16 protein-coding genes and 1 tRNA gene are annotated in these 19,960 nt (G+C 56.4%); 9 read left to right on the forward strand and 8 right to left on the reverse strand.

Going from position 1 to position 19,960, the window contains the following annotated elements; all coding sequences use genetic code 11:
• Positions 1–9: 9 nt before the first annotated feature.
• The 4 genes from PQR63_RS19045 to PQR63_RS19060 all read right to left on the reverse strand — a co-directional run bounded on the left by PQR63_RS19045 (position 10) and on the right by PQR63_RS19060 (position 2,464).
• Positions 10–270 (reverse strand): phosphopantetheine-binding protein, encoded by a 261-nt coding sequence (locus PQR63_RS19045; protein ID WP_050475909.1) that lies wholly within the window; start codon positions 268–270, stop codon positions 10–12.
• 3 nt (positions 271–273) lie between these two features.
• Entirely contained in the window at positions 274–1,107 is an 834-nt protein-coding gene (locus PQR63_RS19050) for a lysophospholipid acyltransferase family protein (RefSeq protein WP_408169534.1), read from the reverse strand.
• Positions 1,100–1,879, reverse strand: coding sequence for a beta-ketoacyl synthase chain length factor (locus tag PQR63_RS19055; protein ID WP_408169535.1), 780 nt, complete (start codon positions 1,877–1,879; stop codon positions 1,100–1,102). The genes PQR63_RS19050 and PQR63_RS19055 overlap by 8 nt, the downstream gene beginning before the upstream one ends.
• A gap of 498 nt (positions 1,880–2,377) precedes the next feature.
• Positions 2,378–2,464, reverse strand: a tRNA-Leu gene (locus PQR63_RS19060).
• A gap of 138 nt (positions 2,465–2,602) precedes the next feature.
• Here PQR63_RS19060 and PQR63_RS19065 point away from each other — a divergent pair.
• Positions 2,603–4,558: an APC family permease gene (locus tag PQR63_RS19065; RefSeq protein ID WP_408169536.1), complete on the forward strand. Its 1,956-nt coding sequence runs from the start codon at positions 2,603–2,605 to the stop codon at positions 4,556–4,558.
• 33 nt (positions 4,559–4,591) lie between these two features.
• On the opposite strand, the gene PQR63_RS19070 is transcribed toward PQR63_RS19065, so the two are convergent.
• The 3 genes from PQR63_RS19070 to PQR63_RS19080 form a co-directional block, all read right to left on the reverse strand.
• Positions 4,592–4,993, reverse strand: a complete 402-nt coding sequence (locus PQR63_RS19070; RefSeq protein WP_408169537.1) for a surface-adhesin E family protein — start codon at positions 4,991–4,993, stop codon at positions 4,592–4,594.
• Between the two features lie 338 nt (positions 4,994–5,331).
• Positions 5,332–6,345: a DctP family TRAP transporter solute-binding subunit gene (locus PQR63_RS19075; protein WP_408169538.1), complete on the reverse strand. Its 1,014-nt coding sequence runs from the start codon at positions 6,343–6,345 to the stop codon at positions 5,332–5,334.
• 79 nt (positions 6,346–6,424) lie between these two features.
• A complete protein-coding gene (locus PQR63_RS19080) occupies positions 6,425–7,501 on the reverse strand; it encodes a tartrate dehydrogenase (RefSeq protein WP_408169539.1) in 1,077 nt (358 codons plus the stop codon).
• Positions 7,502–7,602: 101 nt separating this feature from the next.
• On the opposite strand from PQR63_RS19080, the gene PQR63_RS19085 reads away from it, so the two are divergent.
• The gene (locus tag PQR63_RS19085) at positions 7,603–8,517 is read left to right on the forward strand and encodes a LysR family transcriptional regulator (RefSeq protein WP_408169540.1); all 915 of its coding nucleotides are present in this window, start codon (positions 7,603–7,605) and stop codon (positions 8,515–8,517) included.
• Between the two features lie 16 nt (positions 8,518–8,533).
• Here PQR63_RS19085 and PQR63_RS19090 read toward each other — a convergent pair whose 3' ends face one another.
• The gene (locus PQR63_RS19090; RefSeq protein ID WP_408169541.1) at positions 8,534–9,601 is read right to left on the reverse strand and encodes a substrate-binding domain-containing protein; all 1,068 of its coding nucleotides are present in this window, start codon (positions 9,599–9,601) and stop codon (positions 8,534–8,536) included.
• Positions 9,602–9,765: 164 nt separating this feature from the next.
• Between PQR63_RS19090 and PQR63_RS19095 the strand changes: the two genes are divergently transcribed.
• The 7 genes from PQR63_RS19095 (at position 9,766) to PQR63_RS19125 (ending at position 19,897) form a co-directional block, all read left to right on the forward strand.
• Positions 9,766–11,409, forward strand: coding sequence for an OFA family MFS transporter (locus PQR63_RS19095; protein WP_408169542.1), 1,644 nt, complete (start codon positions 9,766–9,768; stop codon positions 11,407–11,409).
• Between the two features lie 465 nt (positions 11,410–11,874).
• Complete coding sequence (locus PQR63_RS19100; protein WP_408169543.1) at positions 11,875–12,354, forward strand: formate dehydrogenase subunit gamma; 480 nt, start codon at positions 11,875–11,877, stop codon at positions 12,352–12,354.
• Positions 12,351–13,901, forward strand: coding sequence for a formate dehydrogenase beta subunit (locus PQR63_RS19105; protein WP_408169544.1), 1,551 nt, complete (start codon positions 12,351–12,353; stop codon positions 13,899–13,901). The genes PQR63_RS19100 and PQR63_RS19105 overlap by 4 nt, the downstream gene beginning before the upstream one ends.
• Before the next feature lie 57 nt (positions 13,902–13,958).
• The gene (fdhF, locus tag PQR63_RS19110) at positions 13,959–16,838 is read left to right on the forward strand and encodes a formate dehydrogenase subunit alpha (protein WP_408169545.1); all 2,880 of its coding nucleotides are present in this window, start codon (positions 13,959–13,961) and stop codon (positions 16,836–16,838) included.
• A 173-nt stretch (positions 16,839–17,011) separates the two neighbouring features.
• Entirely contained in the window at positions 17,012–17,845 is an 834-nt protein-coding gene (gene fdhD, locus PQR63_RS19115) for a formate dehydrogenase accessory sulfurtransferase FdhD (protein ID WP_408169546.1), read from the forward strand.
• Positions 17,846–17,873: 28 nt separating this feature from the next.
• Entirely contained in the window at positions 17,874–18,101 is a 228-nt protein-coding gene (locus PQR63_RS19120) for a formate dehydrogenase subunit delta (protein ID WP_408169547.1), read from the forward strand.
• Positions 18,102–18,304: 203 nt separating this feature from the next.
• Positions 18,305–19,897, forward strand: coding sequence for an EAL domain-containing protein (locus tag PQR63_RS19125; protein ID WP_408169548.1), 1,593 nt, complete (start codon positions 18,305–18,307; stop codon positions 19,895–19,897).
• The last annotated feature ends 63 nt before the right edge of the window (positions 19,898–19,960 follow it).

Raw genomic sequence — 19,960 nt, forward strand, 5'->3', positions numbered from 1 at the left:
CCTACTTATTTACTTATTGGCGTGATTGGCGATCAAGGCTTCCAGGGATTGAACCGAGGCAAAGTGCTTGCGGGTTTCTTCGGAATTCGCGGATAAAACAACGCCGTAGCGTTTTTGCAATGCGACGCCCAGTTCGAGCGCGTCGATGGAATCCAATCCCAATCCGTCGCCGAACAGCGGGGCGGCGGAATCGATGTCGGACGGACGGATGTCTTCCAGTTGCAGAACTTCGATAATGAGTTCTTTGATTTCTTCGTCAAGTCTTGGCATCGCCTAGCTTTCTTTCATGAAATAGTTTTGCAGGTAGTACGTGAGCTGGCGCGCTGCCAGGGTCGGGTTCTCGGCCTGGCCGGTCACCGTCCTGATATCGATATCCTGTTGAATTTCGATGCTGAAGTGTGCCATGGTTGGCGGCACTTTCCACCATTTGTTACCTTTGGCGAGCGTTCCCGGTGTGCAACGGATGATCACCGGGGTAATCGCGCATTCGCCGCGCACCGCGACATTGGCCGCACCGCGCTTGAAAATCATGTTGCCGTCGGCAGGCGTGCGGGTGCCTTCGGGGAAGATAATCAGATTGCCGCCGCTGCGGATCGAGGCGATGCAGTCGTCGACCAGTTCCGGGCCGTCTTCATTGCTGATATAGCCGGCCGCGCGCACCGGGCCGCGGGTAAAGGGATTGCGCCACAATGCACCCTTGACGATGCAGTCGGCTTGCTGAACGAAGGCCATCAGCAATACGGTGTCGATCAGGCTGGGATGGTTGGCGAGAATGAGCAGGCCGCGGCGTTCCAATCGTTCCAGGCCGGTAATCTCATAGCTGAGTACGCCCAGCATGCGCATCAGTTCGACGAACGCACGGAAAGACAAGCGGATGATGCGGCGCGACCAGAGGATGCGACGCTCCTGATCGCGGACGAGGAGATTGAGCAGCGGGAAGATCGCCAGTCGCAATGCCAGCCCGCCGGCGCCGAATGCGGCGAAACTGATGCCGGTTCCACATACTCGCCAGTATTTGTTGAAAAGGGCGGTTTGCTGCCTTGTCGATTGCGTTGTCGAATGCGTGATCAGCTGTTTGCCCGATCGTTTATTCAACCAATCAATCATGGCGGCTCCAGCGCCAGCGGCGCCCATTGGCAACACGCGCCAGTTCGGCGTCACGGCGCAGGAAGAAGCGCAGGACATCCAATCCCGCCGGTGCTGCCGAAAGATTCTCGGTCGCGCCATCCTGATCTGCTGCAGACCAGGATAGTGAAAAACGTTCGCCGATGTGGCTTGCTGCGTTGCCGGCAGTGTTGTCGTCGGCAGTCGCCTGCAACAGCCAGGCCCAGGCGTAGCCTTCTTCGGCGCAATCGTTGTAAGCGCTGAAAGCTTCTGGCGGTGGGCTGTCCGACATGACGAGCAATACCTGTGGCGCGCCATCGGCCAACAGCCCGCACGCTTCGATCAATGCGTGTTCAACCGTGCTGGGTCCTGCGGCGATGGCGATGCTATTGCCGCGGTCGCCGCGTGCAATGGAGAACAAGCCGGCGTTGGCGTTGTGTACGGAGAGGCTGAATGAGGCAGGAGATAGCGGGGCATTGTTGGCCAATTCCATCAGCAATTCGACCGAACGCGCGCATTCGCCATGGCGGGACGCAAAGATGACCGGGATATCGGATTGCGCCGGAAGGCACTGATAAGCGGTTTCCAGAGCCATCTTGCCGGCTGGACTGGCGCGACGGCGCAACATCGGCGGCATGTCTTTGACTTTGGGTTCCGTCGGGGCAACTGCTGATTTGCGGTCGTGGGCCCACTCCAGCCATGCGGCAGCGGTGTCTAAACCAGGCGCCCAAGCCGTATGCGATGCGACAGAAAAACTGACATCCCCAAAACGCATATTTCTATTCGAATGCTGTCGATTGCCCATGCTCTCTTCGCAAACGTTATCGTTATATTAATCAGATAGGGCAGTTGTTATTCGCTTTGGGAGTTTTACCACTCCGGCAAGCAATCCTGCCAACTGATCCGATTGTCTGATAATCGCTGCGACCCCCTCGCATTTTTTGTTAATGTGATAACGAGAGCCGGCTTATTGATCGTTAAAAAAAGTAAATCAAATATTACGATAAAAGTTACTACAAATTTCTATTTTTGGACGAATATTTAGGCCAAAAAAAAGGCAGGGACGAGTTATCGTTCCTACCTGTTTTGTTCCTGCAACGCCGGCGCATAATTAGTTCGCTGTAGCGCGATTAACTTATTACTTTGCTGCCGAATCGCCTAGGTGCAACATCTGTTGCTGCATATCGTTTCTTGCAAATTCCTGACGACTGCAATTTGCTACTTATTTCTATCTGCTATCAATACTGCATGCTCCATCAGCACATTTCAGTGCTGGTGCCGGGAGCCGGAATCGAACCGGCACGGTGTCACCACCGCGGGATTTTGAGTCCCGTGCGTCTACCTATTCCGCCATCCCGGCAACGCAAGACCGCGATTATGACGGATTTTGAAGAGAGGGGCAAGACCCTCATGCAATTTTGCTCATGCCGCGCTGCGGTACAAACAGGTATCATCGCCGCTTGAGCAAAAAACGTCGAAGTATGTGGCACATGAATGCATGTTGAAGATTCGAGAAATTTTGTTGGGCAAGGCGCTGGACCCGCTGAAAAGCGAGACCCGCCATTCGTTGGCGCTGGTCGCTTTTCTGGCATGGGTAGGGTTGGGGGCAGACGGTTTGTCCTCATCGGCTTACGGCCCCGAAGAAAGTTTCCGTGCGCTGGGTGAGCATACTCACCTTGGGCTTTACCTCGCGCTGGCGACGGCGCTGACGGTATTCATCATTGCGCTGGCCTACAACCAGGTCATTGAGCTGTTTCCTACCGGTGGTGGTGGCTACCGGGTGGCAACCAAGCTGGTCGGTCCCTATCTTGGCCTGATTTCCGGCGTCGCGCTGATTCTTGACTATGTCCTGACGATCGCCATTTCCATCGCTTCTGGTGTCGATGCGCTGGCGTCTTTGCTGCCGCTGGGCTTTCAGGATTACAAGTTGTGGGCGGAAGCTTTCTTCGTCGGCATGCTGATCGTGCTGAATCTGCGCGGGCTTAAAGAAGCGATCCAGTTTCTGTTGCCGATCTTCCTCGGTTTTGTCGCGACGCATCTGGTGCTGATCGTCTACGGCATCTTCGTGCATGCGGAATATCTGCCGGCGCTAGTGCCTTCTACGCTGAGCGACACCGGCACACTGGCGCAAAACATCGGCTGGGCAGGCGTCGCCAGTATGCTGTTGCTGGCCTATTCGCAGGGCGGAGGTACCTATACCGGCCTGGAAGCCGTCTCGAACAACGTCAATATGCTGGCCGAACCGCGCGTACGCACCGGCAAAGTGACCATGATGTATATGGCCTTGTCGCTGGCGTTCACGGCGGGCGGGATCTTCTTGCTGTATCTGCTGTGGGATGCGCGCCATGTCGATGGCGAGACGCTCAACGCGACTACCTTCAGATTGATCATCGACAGCATGGGTACCGGCAGCCAATGGCTCAACGATATTCTGCTGGCAGTCGTGCTGGCATTCGAAGCCGGTTTGCTGTTCGTCGCCGCCAACACCGGTTTTCTCGGTGGCCCGGCGGTGCTGTCGAATATGGCGGCGGATTCCTGGGTGCCGCATAAATTCCGTTACCTGTCGACGCGGCTGGTCACGCAAAACGGCATCCTGGTCATGGGCATTGCCGCACTGATCATCCTGTTCTGGACGCAGGGCAGCGTGACGCTGCTGATCGTGCTGTATTCGATCTCGGTATTTCTCACCTTCGCTATTTCGCTGTTCGGCTTGTGCCGTTACTGGTGGCGTCATCGCCGCCATCTGGCGCACTGGAAGCGACGCTTCCTGTTGTCGCTGGTCGGCTTTGTGATTTGCGCGTCGATTCTGACCGTCTTGTTGTTCGAGAAGCTTTTTGAAGGCGGCTGGGCGACGGCGGTCATCATTGCCGCGATTTCTGCACTCTGCATTTACATTCGCAATCACTACCGCGACACCAAGGAAGCGATCCGTTCGGTTGATCAGATCTTTTCCAGTCAGCCCTTCGGCACCAATCTGGACGCGATTGAACCGGATCCGGTCAATCAGACGGCGGTCTTTATCGTCGGTACGTCACGCGGTGGCGGTTTGCACGCTTTGCTGTGGGTGCAGCGAATGTTCCCGAATCATTTCAAGAACTTCATTTTCGTCAATGCGCGAACGGTCGATTCGCACGCCTATGGCGGCGAGGGTGCGGTGGAGCAGATGCGTGCCGAGGCCAATGCGACCTTGCAGTTCTTCGTGGATTTTTGTCGCAGCCATGGTATGGCATCGACTTCATTCCTGGGATTCGGCACCGACGCCGTGCAGGAAGTCACCAAGCTTTGCTATGACATCAGCAAGCAATATCCGAATGCGATTTTCTTTACCAGCAAGCTGATTTTCGAGCAGGACAACTGGTTTATCCGCCTGTTGCATAACCAGGCGGCGTTGGCGATCCAGCGCAGGCTGCACTTCGATGGTTTGCAGATGGTGATTCTGCCGATGAAGGTCTGACGGGCAAGAAGAGCGTTTTACGAAACGCTCTTTTTATTTCAGGCTGCAGATGGCTTTGATCATCTGCGCGCCGGTTGAGCCGGGCACCGTGTCTTGCAGCTTGACGTCGCCGTAGGCAAGATAAGGGGAGAACAGCGCGCCGCCCTGGGCGTCTGCTTTCGCATACATGGTGCGGCTGCCGAAACCGATTTGCTTGTCGTCGCAGTCGAGATAAGCGATGGAAACTTCCGACAGATAGTATTTGCCGTGGCCTTGCAGCATTTGCGGCTTGTTCCAGTTCAGCAGGATGTCGGCCTTCAGAACGCCGCGGCTGCGGGTGATGGTGCTTTTATCGACAAAGAAGGTGCCGAGATCATTGTCGCCGAGCAATGACCATTGCGCGGCAAAAACCTGGTTCGAGACCAGCAGCAACGCCAGCACAGCAAATTTCATCATGTCCCGTTCAGTGAATGCGGTGATTGTTGAAAGACGTTTCAGATAAACGTCTTGCAAGAAAACAAGGTTTCAAGAAAACATAAACGCCAGCATCGCGACGTCATCTTCCAGCATGATCAGCAGGGTAACTGACCACAGCAGCGTGTGTGCGCTCAGTGCCGCAGTGAAATACGTTAACCGGACCTTCATGATCGTAATGGAAATGTCAGCTTATTTTAAGCGGCAAATGCTAACACGACATGACGGCCTCGTATTTCGGAAAACACCGATGATGTAAAAAAGCCGACGATCCGTAAAGATTCGTCGGCTTGAACTTGACATGGCTGGCGCGGCAGCAGCTATTTACCGTCCGGCGTGCGGCCGATTTCCTTGTAGATGGATTGGATCAAGTCCTTGCCGATACGGTCTTCCATCTCGCGGTGAACCTTGTATTGGATCTTTTTCCACTCGCTCTTTTCTTCCGGAGTCATGGTCAGGATTTTCATCTTGCCGGTTTTTTTGATGTCTTCCAGCGCGTCGTCGTTTTCCTTCTTCGAATTGCTGTTGAAATACTCGGTCGCGTCGATCACCGCCTTGTCCATGATCGGTTTGATGTCGGCCGGCAGCGCATCCCAGAAACGCTTGTTGGCGATGAACACGTAGCCGTGATAGCCGTGTTCAGAAATCGTCATGAATTTCTGCACCTCAAACAGCTTGGCGGTGCTGACGATGGATGGTGGATTTTCCTGGCCGTCGACCACGCCGGTTTGCAGGCCCTGATAGATCTCCGACCACGGCATCACTTGCGGCAGTGCGCCGACGATACGGGTGCGTGCGTCGATCACTTTGGATGACTGGATGCGGATCTTCATACCCTTGATATCGGCCGGCTTCACGATCGGCTTATTGGAAGTCCAGTCGAGAAAGCCGCTGTCCCACATTGCCAGGCCGGTCAGGCCTTTGCTGTCCAGCTTTTTGAGCAGGGCGTGGCCGATCGGGCCTTGCGTAACCTTTTGCGCCTGCGCCATGTTGTCGAACAGGTAGGGCAGGTCGAATACTTCAAACTCCCGTACACCCATCGGGCCGAATTTCCCAAAGGTCGGCGCCAGCAATTGCACCGATCCCATTTGCAGGGCTTCGAGTTCTTCCTTGTCCTTGTAGAGCTGGCTGTTCGGATAGACCTCGACCTTGACGCGGCCTGCGGTGCGTTCTTCGACGATCTTCTTGAAATATTCCGCTGTCTTGCCCTTGGAGGTATTGGTGGCGACGACGTGGCTGAATTTGATGACGATGGGTTGTTGCGCGGTTTGTGCTTGCGCGTTAAAAGCGAACGCTGCTGCGGCGGTCGCGACAATGGCTTTCCAGTATTGCATGGGGTGTCTCCTCCTGATGGTGATGCGGTCGCGCTTCTGAGGAACGCGATCCGCATCTGTTTGCTGCGTTCTGATCGGGTCAGATAGCGGCGGCGATGGCCTTGCCGACTGCTGTCGTATCGCCGGTGCCACCCAGGTCGGCAGTCTTCGGTCCTTCGACCAGCACTTTTTCGATGGCGGCAAGGATGGCGTCATGCGCTTGCTTGTATTGCGGTTTGCCGTTGCCGAGGAAGTCCAGCATCATCGCGCCCGACCAGATCGTGGCGACCGGGTTGGCGATGTTTTTGCCGGCGATGTCGGGCGCCGAGCCGTGTACCGGTTCGAACAACGACGGCATCTTGCGGTCAGGATTGATGTTGGCCGACGGCGCAATGCCGATGGTGCCGGCGCAGGCGGGGCCGAGGTCGGACAGGATGTCGCCGAACAGGTTGGGTGCCACCACCACGTCAAAGCGCTGCGGGTTCAGCACGAAGTGCGCGGTCAGGATATCGATGTGGTACTTGTCCCATTTGACGTCGCCGTAGTTCTTGCCCACGGCTTCGACGCGCTCGTCCCAGTAAGGCATGGTGATGGCGATGCCGTTGGATTTGGTGGCGGAAGTGAGATGTTTCTTCGGACGGCTTTGCGCCAGGTCGAAGGCGTATTTCAGAATGCGGTCGACGCCGTGACGGGTAAAGACTGACTCCTGGATCACGACTTCGCGGTCGGTGCCTTCATACATGCGGCCGCCGATGGACGAATATTCACCCTCGGTGTTTTCGCGCACCACGTAGAAATCGATGTCGCCGGGTTTGCGGCCGGCCAGCGGGCAGGGCACGCCGGGCATCAGGCGCACCGGGCGCAAGTTGACGTAGAGGTCAAAGTCGCGGCGGAACTTCAGCAGCGAACCCCACAGCGAGACGTGATCAGGCACCGTGGCAGGCCAGCCGACCGCGCCGAAGAAGATTGCTTCGAATCCCTTCAACTGATCGAACCAGTCGTCCGGCATCATCTTGCCGTGCTGGGCGTAGTAGCCGCAATGCGCCCAGTCGAAATGGGTGTACTCGATCTCGATGCCGAATTTCTTTGCTGCCGCGTCGACCGCGCGCAAGCCCTCGGGGATGACTTCCTGGCCGATGCCGTCGCCGGCGATGACAGCTACTTTATGTTTGGTCACGGTGCTTTCTCCTTTAAAAACCGAACGGAAATCATAAACGCTAATGCTTGCTCGTCAGCTCGCTATAATTCACGAATCGGTTACTTCATAAAACACGAATCGTGAACAATCAATCTGCTGCCGCGCCCTTGCTGGAAGACCTGCGCCTGTTCTGTACCGTGGCGCGCAAGAACAGTTTTGCCGAATCCGCCAAGGAGCTGGGTGCCTCACCCGCCTACATCAGCAAGCGTATTGCCTTGCTGGAGGCGGCATTGGGCGTGCGGCTGTTTCATCGCACCACGCGCAGCGTCGTCATGACGGAAGAAGGCAGTAATGTGCACGACTGGGCGCGGCGCATCCTTGACGATGTCGATCAGATGATTGAAACCGTCAGCACCGCCAAACGCGTACCACGGGGTTTGCTCAAGATCAGCACGAGTTTTGCTCTGGGGCGCAAATATGTGTCGCCGCTGATTTCAGCATTTGCGCGGTTGCATCCCAGCCTGCGTATTCAGCTGGAGCTGTTTGACCGTCAGGTCGATATGATTAATGAGGGATTCGATCTCGATATCCGCGTCGGGCCGGTGCATGAGCCGCATCTGTTCGCCAAGCGCATCATCACCAGCCAGCGGGTGCTATGCGCCAGTCCCGATTATCTGCAACGTCACGGCGTACCGCAGACTTTATCCGAGCTGACGCAACACCAATGTCTGGTGATTCGAGAGCGTAATCAGTCGTTCGGGATCTGGCGCATGATGGGGCCGAAGGGGGCGGAGACCGTCAAGGTTGCCGGCGGTCTTGCTTCAAACCACGGCGAGATCATTCATCAATGGGCGGTCGATGGGCATGGCATCATCTTGCGCTCGATCTGGGATGTCGCCGCCAGTCTCAAGGACGGCACGTTGGTGCGCGTGTTACCGGGGTATTTTCAGGAGGCTGATCTGTGTGCGGTCTATCCGCTGCAGTTGAAGAATTCCGCCAAGGTGCGGGAGTGCGTGCGCTTCTTGCAGAAGCATCTCAACGTGCAGGCACGCTGAGCCGCTTTCCAAAACCTTAGCCGAAGGCTTCCTGCAAACTTTGTATCTTGCCGGTGTCGGAGCCGTCGTAACCCGCCAGATCGTCGACCACACTGCGGAATGTCGGCGACTGCAGAATATTGACCACTGCCTGCACCAGCGGATCGTTAAGCGATGCCGTCGGCAGGGCGAAGAAATACCGCTCTCGCACCAGTGGGATGAAGTCCAGTCCAAAGCGCTGCGATGCCGTCTGCACGCCGAAGCCGACATCGGCCATGCCGCTGGCGATGAAGGCGGCTACCGCCGAGTGCGTGAACTCGGTGTTTTCAAAGCCATTGATCTTCTTGTGCGAGATGCCTTGCCCGGCCAGCATCAGCTCCAGCAGGGTGCGCGTGCCGGAGCCGGCTTCGCGATTGACGAAGCGCAGATCGCTGCGGATCAGATCCGGCAAATCCAGAATTTGCTTGGGATTGCCGGGCGCAACGAAGAGCCCCTGATTGCGCACCGCCAGATGGATCAGGCAATCGCTGCGTTTGTTGAGCCATTTGGCGTACATGGCGATGGCCGGTTTTTCGAATTCTCCCAGCGGTACGTGGAAGCCGGCCAGATCGCATTCCTGCCGCGACAAGGCTGCGACGGCATCGGTGCTGTGGCGATAGCGTACTTCCACCGGCAGTTTGGCCTGGTTGAACTGATTGAGCAGGGCGGCGACGGCGAAGCCATGGCTGGCGTTCAGGCGTACCGTCTTGGATTTGCCTTCGACGGTTTTGCCCAATTCAATTTCCAATTCAGAGGCCAGGCTGTCCAGTGTCGGCGACAGCCGCGCGCTGACCATGCGGTCGGCCCACAGCAATTTGCTGGCAAATGGTGTCAGTGTAGTGCCGCGGCCACGTCCGCTTTCAATCAGGCTGTGCCCAAATAACTGCTCGGAAGTGCGCAGCAGACCCCACGCGTGCCGATAGGAGTGGCGTAACTGTTCCGCGCCCTTGGCAATGGATCCGGTCTGTTGAATCGCCGTTAACAGATTCAGCAAATCGGTGGTATCGAGGGGTGTTTCTTCACCGTGGGCGATTTCCCAGTGAGGTTTGATGCGGACTTTATACATGTTAAATATGAAATAAATAGCATATTGAGGGCGACGTATTTCAATGATACCTTCGCGGTAGCACGCGTAGTACATAAAAACTATAGGTAATTATTTGCATAAATAGCCGAATTCCTTCGACTTGCATATAATTGCCGCCCCACAACATCAAAGAGGAGGGAATAATGGCCTTCGATTTCCTGCAAAAGGAACACACCATAGCCAAGCCTGGCTTCAACCGCTGGCTGGTTCCACCTGCCGCATTGGCAATTCACCTGTGTATCGGCATGGCCTACGGCTTTTCCGTCTTCTGGCTGCCCTTGTCCAGGTCGCTCGGTATTAAAGAGTCGATCGCCTGTGCACCGGGCAGCAGCTTTTTCGATCAAGTGTTCTCCACCACCTGCGACTGGAAGATTTCCATGCTGGGCTGGATGTACACCATGTTCTTCGTTCTGCTCGGCGTTTCCGCTGCAATCTGGGGCGGCTGGCTCGAGCGCGCAGGCCCGCGCAAGGCTGGCGTCGTCTCGGCATTGTGCTGGTGCGGCGGTTTGCTGATTTCCGCATTTGGGGTCTATACCCATCAGATCTGGCTCATGTGGCTGGGGTCGGGGGTTATCGGCGGTGTGGGGCTCGGTCTTGGCTACATTTCGCCGGTGTCGACACTGATCAAATGGTTCCCGGACCGTCGCGGTATGGCGACTGGTATGGCGATCATGGGCTTCGGTGGCGGCGCACTGGTCGGTAGCCCGCTGGCCGACAAGCTGATGAAGCATTTCGCTACCCCGACATCGGTCGGCGTGTGGGAAACCTTCGTCGTAATGGCAGTCATCTATTTCATCTTCATGATGGCCGGTGCACTGGGCTACCGTGTTCCGCCTAGCGGCTGGAAGCCATCCGGCTGGACGCCTCCGACAACCACCAATAGCACCATGATCACGCAAAACCATGTGCACGTAACCAAGGTCTGGGGCATTCCTCAGTTCTGGCTGGTATGGCTGGTGCTGTGTCTGAACGTGTCGGCTGGTATCGGCGTGATCGGCATCTCATCGCCAATGCTGCAAGAAGTGTTCGGCGGCCACCTGCTGGGCGTCAACGTTGGCTTCAGCGATCTGTCGCTTGAGCAAAAGGCAGCGATTGCGGCGATTGCAGCGGGCTTTACCGGTCTGATCAGTTTGTTCAACATCGGTGGTCGCTTTGTCTGGGCTTCGTGCTCCGACTTCTTCGGCCGCAAGATGACTTACGTGATCTTCTTCGTACTAGGCTTCATCCTGTACGTCAGCCTGCCATGGTCGGCCAAAGCCGGCAGCATTGCGCTCTTCGTCGGAGCAGTGTGCGTGATTTTGTCAATGTATGGCGGTGGATTTTCGACGGTGCCTGCTTACCTGGCGGACTTGTTCGGTACGCAAATGGTTGGTGCGATCCACGGTCGTCTGCTGACTGCATGGGCAACCGCCGGTATCCTCGGCCCCGTCGTTGTGAACTACATGCGGGAGTATCAGTTGTCGCTGGGCATGCCGCGCGATCAGGTTTACAACACCACGATGTATATCCTGGCAGGCATGCTGGTGCTGGGTCTGATCTGCAACTTGCTGATCCGTCCTGTCGCTGCGAAGCATTTCATGACACCGGAAGAACTGGCCCGTGAAAAGCAACTGGCGCACGAGAAATCGTCGTCCGACAGCACTGCTACGATGTCCGACGCAGAACTGTCGCAAGTCGGTCGCGGTGGCAATCCTGCGCTGATCGGCGCTGCATGGCTGGCAGTTGGTATCCCGCTGGTGTGGGGCATCGCCCTGACGCTGCAAAAGACTGCGGTGTTGTTCAAGTAATTTAGTGTTGCTGTAAAAGTAGTAAGGCTGTCGCGAGCGCTACAACTCGCGGCAGCCGGTTTCACCAGAAGTGTTCTGTACCAACCCGATGTATTTCGATAGGCAGGGAGAACATGAAATCGCTAGCTCACTCATCGATCAGACAGCGTGCCGCAATGCTCTTCAGCACAGCGCCTGCACCTCTGATGGTTTGCCTTATCTCTGCCGCTGCAGTCCTTGCAGTCGCGGTCTGCAGTATTTTCTTCCCCCGATTTTTGAACTTTGCCATGCCGTTTGCGCAGGCAGGGATCGTCGTATTCGTCGCTGCCGGTTTGTTGTCGGCAGTGCGTAAAAAAGCAATGCAAAAACAGAGTCTGCGCGTCGTTCCAATCCGGATCCGGCGGCGAGACTAAACACGTATTTTCACGGTCCGGGAAATAAAACAACAAACCGGTGCCATTCAGCCGTTCAGCAGGAGACGAAACAATGAACAGAGAACAGCCTTTCGACGTCGGCGCAGTCAGGGATGTGATTGCCGCGCGCCGTCATATGCCCGGCGCGATGTTGCCCATCCTTCACGGGATTCAGGATGTGATTGGCTTCGTGCCGGCGGATGCCGTGCCGATGATCGCCGACGCCCTGAACGTATCGCGCGCGGAAGTACACGGCGTGATCTCCTTCTACCATCACTTCCGCCAGCAACCCGCCGGCAAGCATGTGATTCAGGTCTGCCGTGCCGAAGCCTGTCAGTCGGTCGGCTCGGAAGCATTGGCCAGGGACGCTGAGAAATTGCTCGGCTGTGCTTTTCATGAAACCACGCCCGACGGTCAGTTCACGCTTGAACCGGTCTATTGCCTCGGCCTGTGCGCCTGCGGCCCGAATGTTGTGGTCGATGGTGAGCTGCACGCACGCGTCGGCACCGACAAGCTGAATCGCCTGCTGCAAGCCAAGCGAGGTGCGCCATGAGCATCACCGTGTATGTTCCACGCGACTCAGCGGCCATTGCGCTGGGCGCCAATGATGTCGCTGTCGCGATCTCCCGTGAAGCAGAAAAGCGCGGTGTCGAGATCAGCATCGTGCGCAACGGATCGCGCGGCATGTTCTGGCTGGAACCCATGGTTGAGGTTGCGACCCCACAAGGCCGCGTCGCTTACGGCCCGGTTGATCCTGCCGATGTGGCGGGTTTGTTCGACGCCGGTTTTCTGCAGGGCGGGGCACATGCATTGCAACATGGCTTGACGGAAGACATTCCTTATCTGAAAGATCAGGAGCGCCTGACCTTTGCTCGCGTCGGCATCACCGATCCATTATCGCTAAGCGACTATCTGGCGCATGAAGGCTATGCAGGGCTGCAACGCGCGATCGGCATGAGCAGCGAAGCCATCGTGCAGGAAGTCCTTGATTCCGGTCTGCGCGGACGCGGTGGTGCGGCGTTCCCAACCGGTATCAAATGGAAGACGGTGGCCAATGCACAGGCAGCGCAGAAGTACATCGTCTGCAATGCCGACGAAGGCGACTCTGGCACCTTCTCCGACCGCATGGTGATGGAAGACGATCCTTTCGTCCTGATCGAGGGCATGACGATTGCCGGTCTGGCCGTCGGCGCGACGCAGGGTTATATCTACGTGCGTTCTGAATATCCTCACGCCATTGCCGCGCTCAACGAAGCGATCGCAACAGCCAGCCAGAATGGCTATCTGGGCGACAACATCCTCGGCTCGGGCAAGACCTTCCGTCTGGAAGTACGTATGGGGGCCGGCGCGTATATCTGCGGTGAAGAAACCGCCTTGCTGGAAAGCCTGGAGGGCAAGCGCGGTGTAGTGCGCGCCAAGCCGCCGCTGCCTGCGCTGGAAGGTTTGTTCGGCAAGCCGACCGTGATCAACAACGTCATCTCGCTGGCAACGGTGCCTATCGTGCTGGCGCGCGGTGCAGCGTTCTACAAGAACTATGGCGTCGGCCGTTCGCACGGTACCTTACCGTTTCAACTGGCGGGCAATGTCAAACATGGCGGTCTGGTCGAGAAAGCGTTCGGCCTGAGTCTGCGCCAGCTGCTGGAAGACTTCGGCGGCGGCACCCTCAGCGGCCGTCCGATTCGCGCGGTGCAGGTGGGCGGTCCGTTGGGCGCCTACATGCCGCAGCAGCAGCTCGATACGCCGCTCGACTACGAAGCCTTTGCGGCCATCGGTGCCATGGTGGGTCACGGCGGCATGGTGGTGTTCGACGACAGCGTCGACATGGCGCAGCAAGCGCGTTATGCGATGGAGTTTTGCGCCATCGAATCCTGCGGCAAATGCACGCCATGCCGCATCGGTTCCACACGCGGTGTCGAGGTGATCGACAAGATCATCTCCAACGACAATCGTCCGCAGCAAGTGCATCTGCTGCGAGATCTGTGCGACACCATGCTCAACGGTTCGCTGTGCGCCATGGGCGGCTTGACGCCGTATCCGGTGCTGTCGGCACTGAACCATTTTCCCGAAGACTTTGGTTCACCGGCTGAAAAAGCCGCTTGAACACGTAGAGCCATTTATCTAGCTATCCAGCCACGAATTTAGCAAGGAGTTGTTGTCATGAACCAGCTCAACGAAACAGATTACGGCACGCCGGCGCGTGTCTCGGAGACAGAAGTTACTCTTGAAATTGATGGCGTCGCCGTCACCGTGCCGAGCGGCACGTCGGTGATGCGGGCGGCGGTGGAGGCGGGCATCAACGTGCCCAAGCTATGCGCCACCGACAGCCTGGAACCCTTCGGCTCCTGCCGTCTGTGTCTGGTCGAGATCGAAGGTAAGGATGGTCGCAAGATGAAGGGTTATCCCGCCTCCTGCACCACGCCGTGCGAATCCGGCATGAAGGTGCAGACGCAGACGCCCAAGCTGGCCGACATCCGGCGCGGCGTGATGGAGTTGTATATCTCCGACCATCCACTCGATTGTCTGACCTGCCCAACCAACGGCAATTGCGAACTGCAGGACATGGCCGGCACGGTCGGACTGCGCGAAGTGCGCTACGGCTACGATGGCGACAATCACCTGGAGATGAAGAAGGACGAATCCAATCCTTACTTCACCTACGATCCGTCCAAATGCATCGTCTGCAATCGCTGCGTGCGCGCCTGCGAAGAGACGCAAGGCACCTTCGCGCTGACTATCAGCGGCCGCGGCTTCGAGTCGCGCGTCTCGGCAGGGCAGATGGATACTTTCATGGAATCCGAATGCGTCTCCTGCGGCGCTTGCGTGCAGGCTTGCCCGACCGCCACCCTGACCGAGAAGACCGTCATCATGATGGGCCAGGCCGAGCACAGCAAGGTCACCACCTGCGCCTATTGTGGCGTGGGTTGCGCGTTCAAGGCTGAGATGAAGGGCAATGAAGTCGTGCGCATGGTGCCGTACAAGGACGGCAAGGCCAACCACGGTCACTCCTGCGTCAAAGGACGTTTCGCATGGGGTTATGCGACGCACAAGGACCGCATCACCAAGCCGATGATCCGCAGCAAGATCACCGATCCATGGCGCGAAGTGTCGTGGGAAGAGGCGCTGGGCTATGCCGCCAGCGAATTCCGCCGCATCCAGGCCAAACACGGCAAGGATTCGATCGGTGGTATCACCTCGTCGCGCTGCACCAATGAAGAAACCTATCTGGTACAAAAACTGGTGCGCGCCGCCTTCGGCAACAACAACGTCGACACTTGCGCACGCGTCTGCCACTCGCCGACCGGCTACGGTCTCAAACAGACGCTGGGCGAATCGGCCGGCACCCAGACCTTCGATTCCGTCATGAAGTCGGACGTCATCATGATCATCGGCGCCAACCCAGCTGCGGCGCACCCCGTGTTCGCTTCGCAGATGAAGCGTCGCCTGCGTCAGGGCGCGAAGCTGATCGTTATCGATCCGCGCACCACCGAGATGGTCAAGTCGCCGCACATTCAGGCCGACTATCACCTCAAACTGCGCCCTGGCACCAATGTTGCGGTGATCACTGCGCTGGCGCACGTGATCATGTCCGAAAACCTGCAAAGCGAAGAGTACATTCGCGATCGTTGCGATGTTCAATCCTACGAACAATGGAAAGAGTTCGTGCTGCGTGAGGACAATTCGCCGGAAGCCTTGTCTGCTGTCTGCGGCGTGTCGGCGGAAGAACTGCGCGGCGCTGCCCGTTTGTTCGCCACCGGCGGCAACGGTGCGATCTATTACGGCCTGGGCGTGACTGAGCATGCACAAGGCTCCACCATGGTGATCGGCATCGCCAATCTCGCGATGGCGACCGGCAACGTCGGCCGCGAAGGTGTGGGCGTCAATCCGCTGCGTGGACAAAATAATGTGCAGGGCTCCTGCGACATGGGCTCGTTCCCGCATGAATTGCCGGGTTATCGCCATATTTCCGATTCGACGGTACGCGCGATGTTTGAACAAGCCTGGGGTGTGACGCTTAATCCTGAGCCGGGTTTGCGGATTCCCAACATGTTCGACGCTGCGATGGACGGCAGCTTCAAAGGCTTGTATTGCGAAGGCGAAGACATCGTTCAGTCCGACCCGAATACACAACACGTCGCTGCCGCCTTGCAGGAGATGGAATGCATCGTGATCCAGGATCTGTTCCTCAACGAGACCGCCAAGTATGCGCACGTGTTCCTGCCGGGTTCGTCTTTCCTCGAAAAGGATGGCACCTTCACTAATGCTGAGCGCCGCATCTCGCGCGTGCGCAAGGTGATGCCATCGAAGTCGGGCAAGTCGGACTGGGAAGTCACGGTGGCGCTGGCCGAAGCGCTCGGCTATCCGATGCCGTACAATCATCCGTCGGAAATCATGGACGAAATTGCCGCGCTGACGCCGAGTTTCCATGGCGTCAGTTACGACAAGCTGGAACGTCTCGGCAGCATCCAATGGCCATGCAATGAGTCGGCCCCGGAAGGCACGCCGATCATGCACATCGGCAGCTTCATCCGCGGCAAGGGCAAGTTCCTCAATACGCAGTACTTTGCAACCGATGAGAAGGTCACGCAGCGCTATCCGCTGATTTTGACCACCGGCCGTATCTTGTCGCAGTACAACGTCGGTGCTCAGACGCGTCGTACCGAGAATTCGCAGTGGCACAATGAAGATCGCCTGGAAATCCATCCGCACGATGCCGAAGATCGCGGCGTGCGCGAAGGCGACTGGGTCGGCATTGAGTCTCGTGCAGGACAAACGGTATTGCGTGCCACGGTGACCGAGCGGGTGCAGCCTGGCGTGGTCTACACCACGTTCCACTTCCCTGAATCGGGTGCCAATGTGATCACCACCGACAACTCCGATTGGGCGACCAATTGCCCTGAGTACAAGGTCACTGCAGTGCAGGTCATGCCGGTGTCGCAGCCGTCAGAATGGCAGCAGCATTACGAACAGTTCAATCGTGAGCAGCTCGGATTGCTGAAAGGTGAAAAGGCATCTGCAGAGCCTTTGGTCACTAAATAAATTGACGTCGTCCTGACGAAAGTCAGGACCCAGCATCGTTACCCAGATTGATGCAGCGCCTAACGTCACTGGATCCCGACCTGCGCCGGGACGACGGTGATTATTTAGACGTAGATCGTTTTTTTGTAGTTTATTTTTGAGTAGTGGAAGCAGGTTTGAAAGAAGATCAGTCAATGAATGCATGTCCCATCCCATCGCCGGCAGACACGGAATTCGCCACGTCGGCGCAAGTCGAAGTGGAGAAGTGGCGCGATGGCCAGCGTGAAGTCGTCACCGATGTGGTCGCCGAAGAGGTGCCGATTGCGCTGGAGTACAACGGCATTTCGCATGCCGTGATGATGGCGACGCCGGCCGATCTGGAAGACTTTGCCTTGGGCTTCTCATTGACCGAAGGCATTCTTGCCGATCCGAGCGAGCTCTACGACTGTGAAATCGTCCAGGGTGCTGAAGGCATCCAGGTGCAGATGAATGTCGCTACCGAGCGTTTTGTCGCCTTGAAGGAAAAACGTCGCAACCTGACCGGGCGCACCGGCTGTGGTTTGTGTGGCGCAGAAACGCTGGAGCAGGCGGTGCGTCATCCTGCCGCGGTACACGCCGATGCGTTGCGTTTTTCAGCCGAGACCTTGCACGCCGCACTGGAGTCCATGCAAACGCAGCAAGAGTTGCAGAAGCAGACTGGCGCCACGCATGCAGCCGCATGGCTGGGACGCGACGGCAATATCAAGCTGGTGCGCGAAGACGTCGGTCGTCACAACGCACTCGACAAGTTGATCGGTGCATTGGCAGAAGATAAGCAGGATTTTTCGTCAGGTGCAGTGATCATCACCAGCCGTGCCAGTTATGAAATGGTGCAAAAAGCAGCGACTGTCGGTATCGGTTTCATCGCTGCGATTTCTGCGCCGACTGCATTGGCAATCCGGCTGGCCAAAGAAACCGATGTGACCCTGATCGGCTTCGTACGCCGGCAGGGGCATGTCGTTTATGCCGGCCCGCATCGCCTGATCTGACAACATTATCCCAATACGAGACAACATCATGAATCTTCCGCACCTGATCAAGATGGCGAACCAGATCGGCACTTTTTTCTCCACCATGCCGGACCATGAACAGGCGGTGATGGATCTGGCATCGCATATCAAGCGCTTTTGGGAGCCGCGCATGCGTCGCGCATTGCTGCTCTATGTTGACGAAAAGGGCGGTGAAGAATTGAGCGACATTGTGCGCGAATCGGTGAAATTGCATCATGCGATGCTGGCCGTCTGAACTGCGCGTGAAGCTGTATGTCGTCGGGCATTGCCCAGAGCAGATAATACCGGCAAGGTTTTCGGAATAAGTGGAGATTGATTTGCGACTTTACCGTTGCCCATCTAATACAAGCATTAATAAATAAGCAATAAAAATTGTCATTCACCTTATACTGAAACAGAAAATTTCCTTTGGGAAATTATCTGTGGAAGGCGAATGATATGAAGCGTTTTCGCGTTATTTTTGTCAGCATCGTACTCGGCGTCGTTGTGGCGACGCTGTCCGTGGGCAGCATGTTCTATCTTTCACGGTATCGCGCCAGCAATGAAGAACAAGCGCGGCTGAGTTTGTTCGCACAGCGTGGCCTGATGCGTGCACAGGGCACCTTCAATGACATTCGCTCTGTTCTCTTCACGCTCAATAGCCTGAGTGTCAGTCCTTGCACCTCCGAGCATATTGCCGTCATGCGCCGTTTGACTTCTAACACGCGCTCGGTGGATGAAATTGGCTATTTTGAACAAGGTTTTCTCAAGTGCACCTCTTGGGGGCCAACTGGCGAACGGATCAAACAGACCCCGGCGGATTTTGTTTCCGAAGATGGCGTCAAGGTGACGACGCGCGTACTGCCGCTGATCACGAAAGGAAATCCGCTACTTGCGTCGCAATACAACGCGTACAACGTGTTGACGGTGCCGGAAAGATTTTCCGATGTGATTGTCGAAGAAGGCATTCAACTGGTGATTGCCTCCGATACCGGCAAGATTTTCAGCGCACAGAACGCTCCCGATCTGCATTTGGCGCAGAAAATCATCTCAGCTTCTCACCTCATTACCGATAGCAGCGTTTTGTATGCTGTCGAACGGTCGGGCGGCTTTGTTGCCGTAGCGATTGAGCCCAAACGATATCTCTTTCAGAAATTGCATGAGGAAGATACGCTGTTCTTACCGATTGGAATTTTGATGGCGGCATTGGTGATCGGTCTGATGCTTTTCCGTATGCGGAACCGTTTGTCGCCCTTAGACGAGTTGATCGCGGCGATAAAGAGACATCAACTGGTTGTCCACTACCAACCCATCATTGAACTGGCAAGCGGTCGCTGTATCGGGGCAGAGGCGTTGTTGCGTTGGCAGCAGCCTGATGGCGAATTGTTGCGGCCGGGACTGTTTATTCCACTGGCGGAAGAGAGTGACTTGATCGGCGACATTACCGGTCAAGTCATTGATATGGTTGTGCGTGATCTGCAATCCTTGCTGGTGAAAGACCACAGCTTTTATGTGGCAATCAATGTCAGTGCCGATGATGTTAAAACCGGCAGAGGACTGGATACAATTCAGCGCGCGCTGGCTGATACTGGCATTGGAAATCACCAGATCTTGCTGGAAGCGACTGAGCGAGGTTTTGTTGACGCTACTTCAGCTCGCCTGACATTAAGGCGGGCGAAGGAGCTTGGACATATGGTTGCCATTGATGATTTTGGTACGGGCTATTCCAGTTTGTCTTCGTTGCAAAGGCTACCGCTTGATGCCGTTAAAATTGATCGGATTTTTATCAATACGATAGGTACAAATGCGCCTACCAGCAGTGTTGTTTCACACATCATCACGATGGCAAAGACACTGCAGCTCAGTATCTTTGCAGAAGGCGTGGAAACTCAGAGCCAGGCAGACTACCTGCGTCAGTTAAAGGTTGAGTACGGGCAGGGCTGGCTGTTCTCCATGGCGATACCTGTGGGAGAGTTCATCTCTTACTATCTGAAAAATCGTGAGCTGTATCCATTGGAATCAGCATCTCCCCGCGATGAAAACAGCGACTGATCCGATCGGTTGATGCAAATACTCACAAATCGCACATCCTCTGTTTGCTATCTGAAAATTCTT

It is taken from the genome of Herbaspirillum rhizosphaerae, assembly GCF_046025915.1.
GTDB lineage: Bacteria > Pseudomonadota > Gammaproteobacteria > Burkholderiales > Burkholderiaceae_D > Herbaspirillum > Herbaspirillum rhizosphaerae_A.

What these genes read in the sequence shown, in the direction of transcription:
- PQR63_RS19065 (WP_408169536.1), top strand. Translation starts at nt 2,603, where the DNA reads ATGTTGAAGATTCGAGAAATTTTGTTGGGCAAGGCGCTGGACCCGCTG.
- fdhF (WP_408169545.1), top strand. Translation starts at nt 13,959, where the DNA reads ATGAACCAGCTCAACGAAACAGATTACGGCACGCCGGCGCGTGTCTCG.
- PQR63_RS19055 (WP_408169535.1), bottom strand. Translation starts at nt 1,879, where the DNA reads ATGCGTTTTGGGGATGTCAGTTTTTCTGTCGCATCGCATACGGCTTGG.
- PQR63_RS19050 (WP_408169534.1), bottom strand. Translation starts at nt 1,107, where the DNA reads ATGATTGATTGGTTGAATAAACGATCGGGCAAACAGCTGATCACGCAT.
- fdhD (WP_408169546.1), top strand. Translation starts at nt 17,012, where the DNA reads ATGAATGCATGTCCCATCCCATCGCCGGCAGACACGGAATTCGCCACG.
- PQR63_RS19045 (WP_050475909.1), bottom strand. Translation starts at nt 270, where the DNA reads ATGCCAAGACTTGACGAAGAAATCAAAGAACTCATTATCGAAGTTCTG.
- PQR63_RS19095 (WP_408169542.1), top strand. Translation starts at nt 9,766, where the DNA reads ATGGCCTTCGATTTCCTGCAAAAGGAACACACCATAGCCAAGCCTGGC.
- PQR63_RS19125 (WP_408169548.1), top strand. Translation starts at nt 18,305, where the DNA reads ATGAAGCGTTTTCGCGTTATTTTTGTCAGCATCGTACTCGGCGTCGTT.
- PQR63_RS19090 (WP_408169541.1), bottom strand. Translation starts at nt 9,601, where the DNA reads ATGTATAAAGTCCGCATCAAACCTCACTGGGAAATCGCCCACGGTGAA.
- PQR63_RS19070 (WP_408169537.1), bottom strand. Translation starts at nt 4,993, where the DNA reads ATGATGAAATTTGCTGTGCTGGCGTTGCTGCTGGTCTCGAACCAGGTT.
- PQR63_RS19100 (WP_408169543.1), top strand. Translation starts at nt 11,875, where the DNA reads ATGAACAGAGAACAGCCTTTCGACGTCGGCGCAGTCAGGGATGTGATT.
- PQR63_RS19120 (WP_408169547.1), top strand. Translation starts at nt 17,874, where the DNA reads ATGAATCTTCCGCACCTGATCAAGATGGCGAACCAGATCGGCACTTTT.
- PQR63_RS19075 (WP_408169538.1), bottom strand. Translation starts at nt 6,345, where the DNA reads ATGCAATACTGGAAAGCCATTGTCGCGACCGCCGCAGCAGCGTTCGCT.
- PQR63_RS19105 (WP_408169544.1), top strand. Translation starts at nt 12,351, where the DNA reads ATGAGCATCACCGTGTATGTTCCACGCGACTCAGCGGCCATTGCGCTG.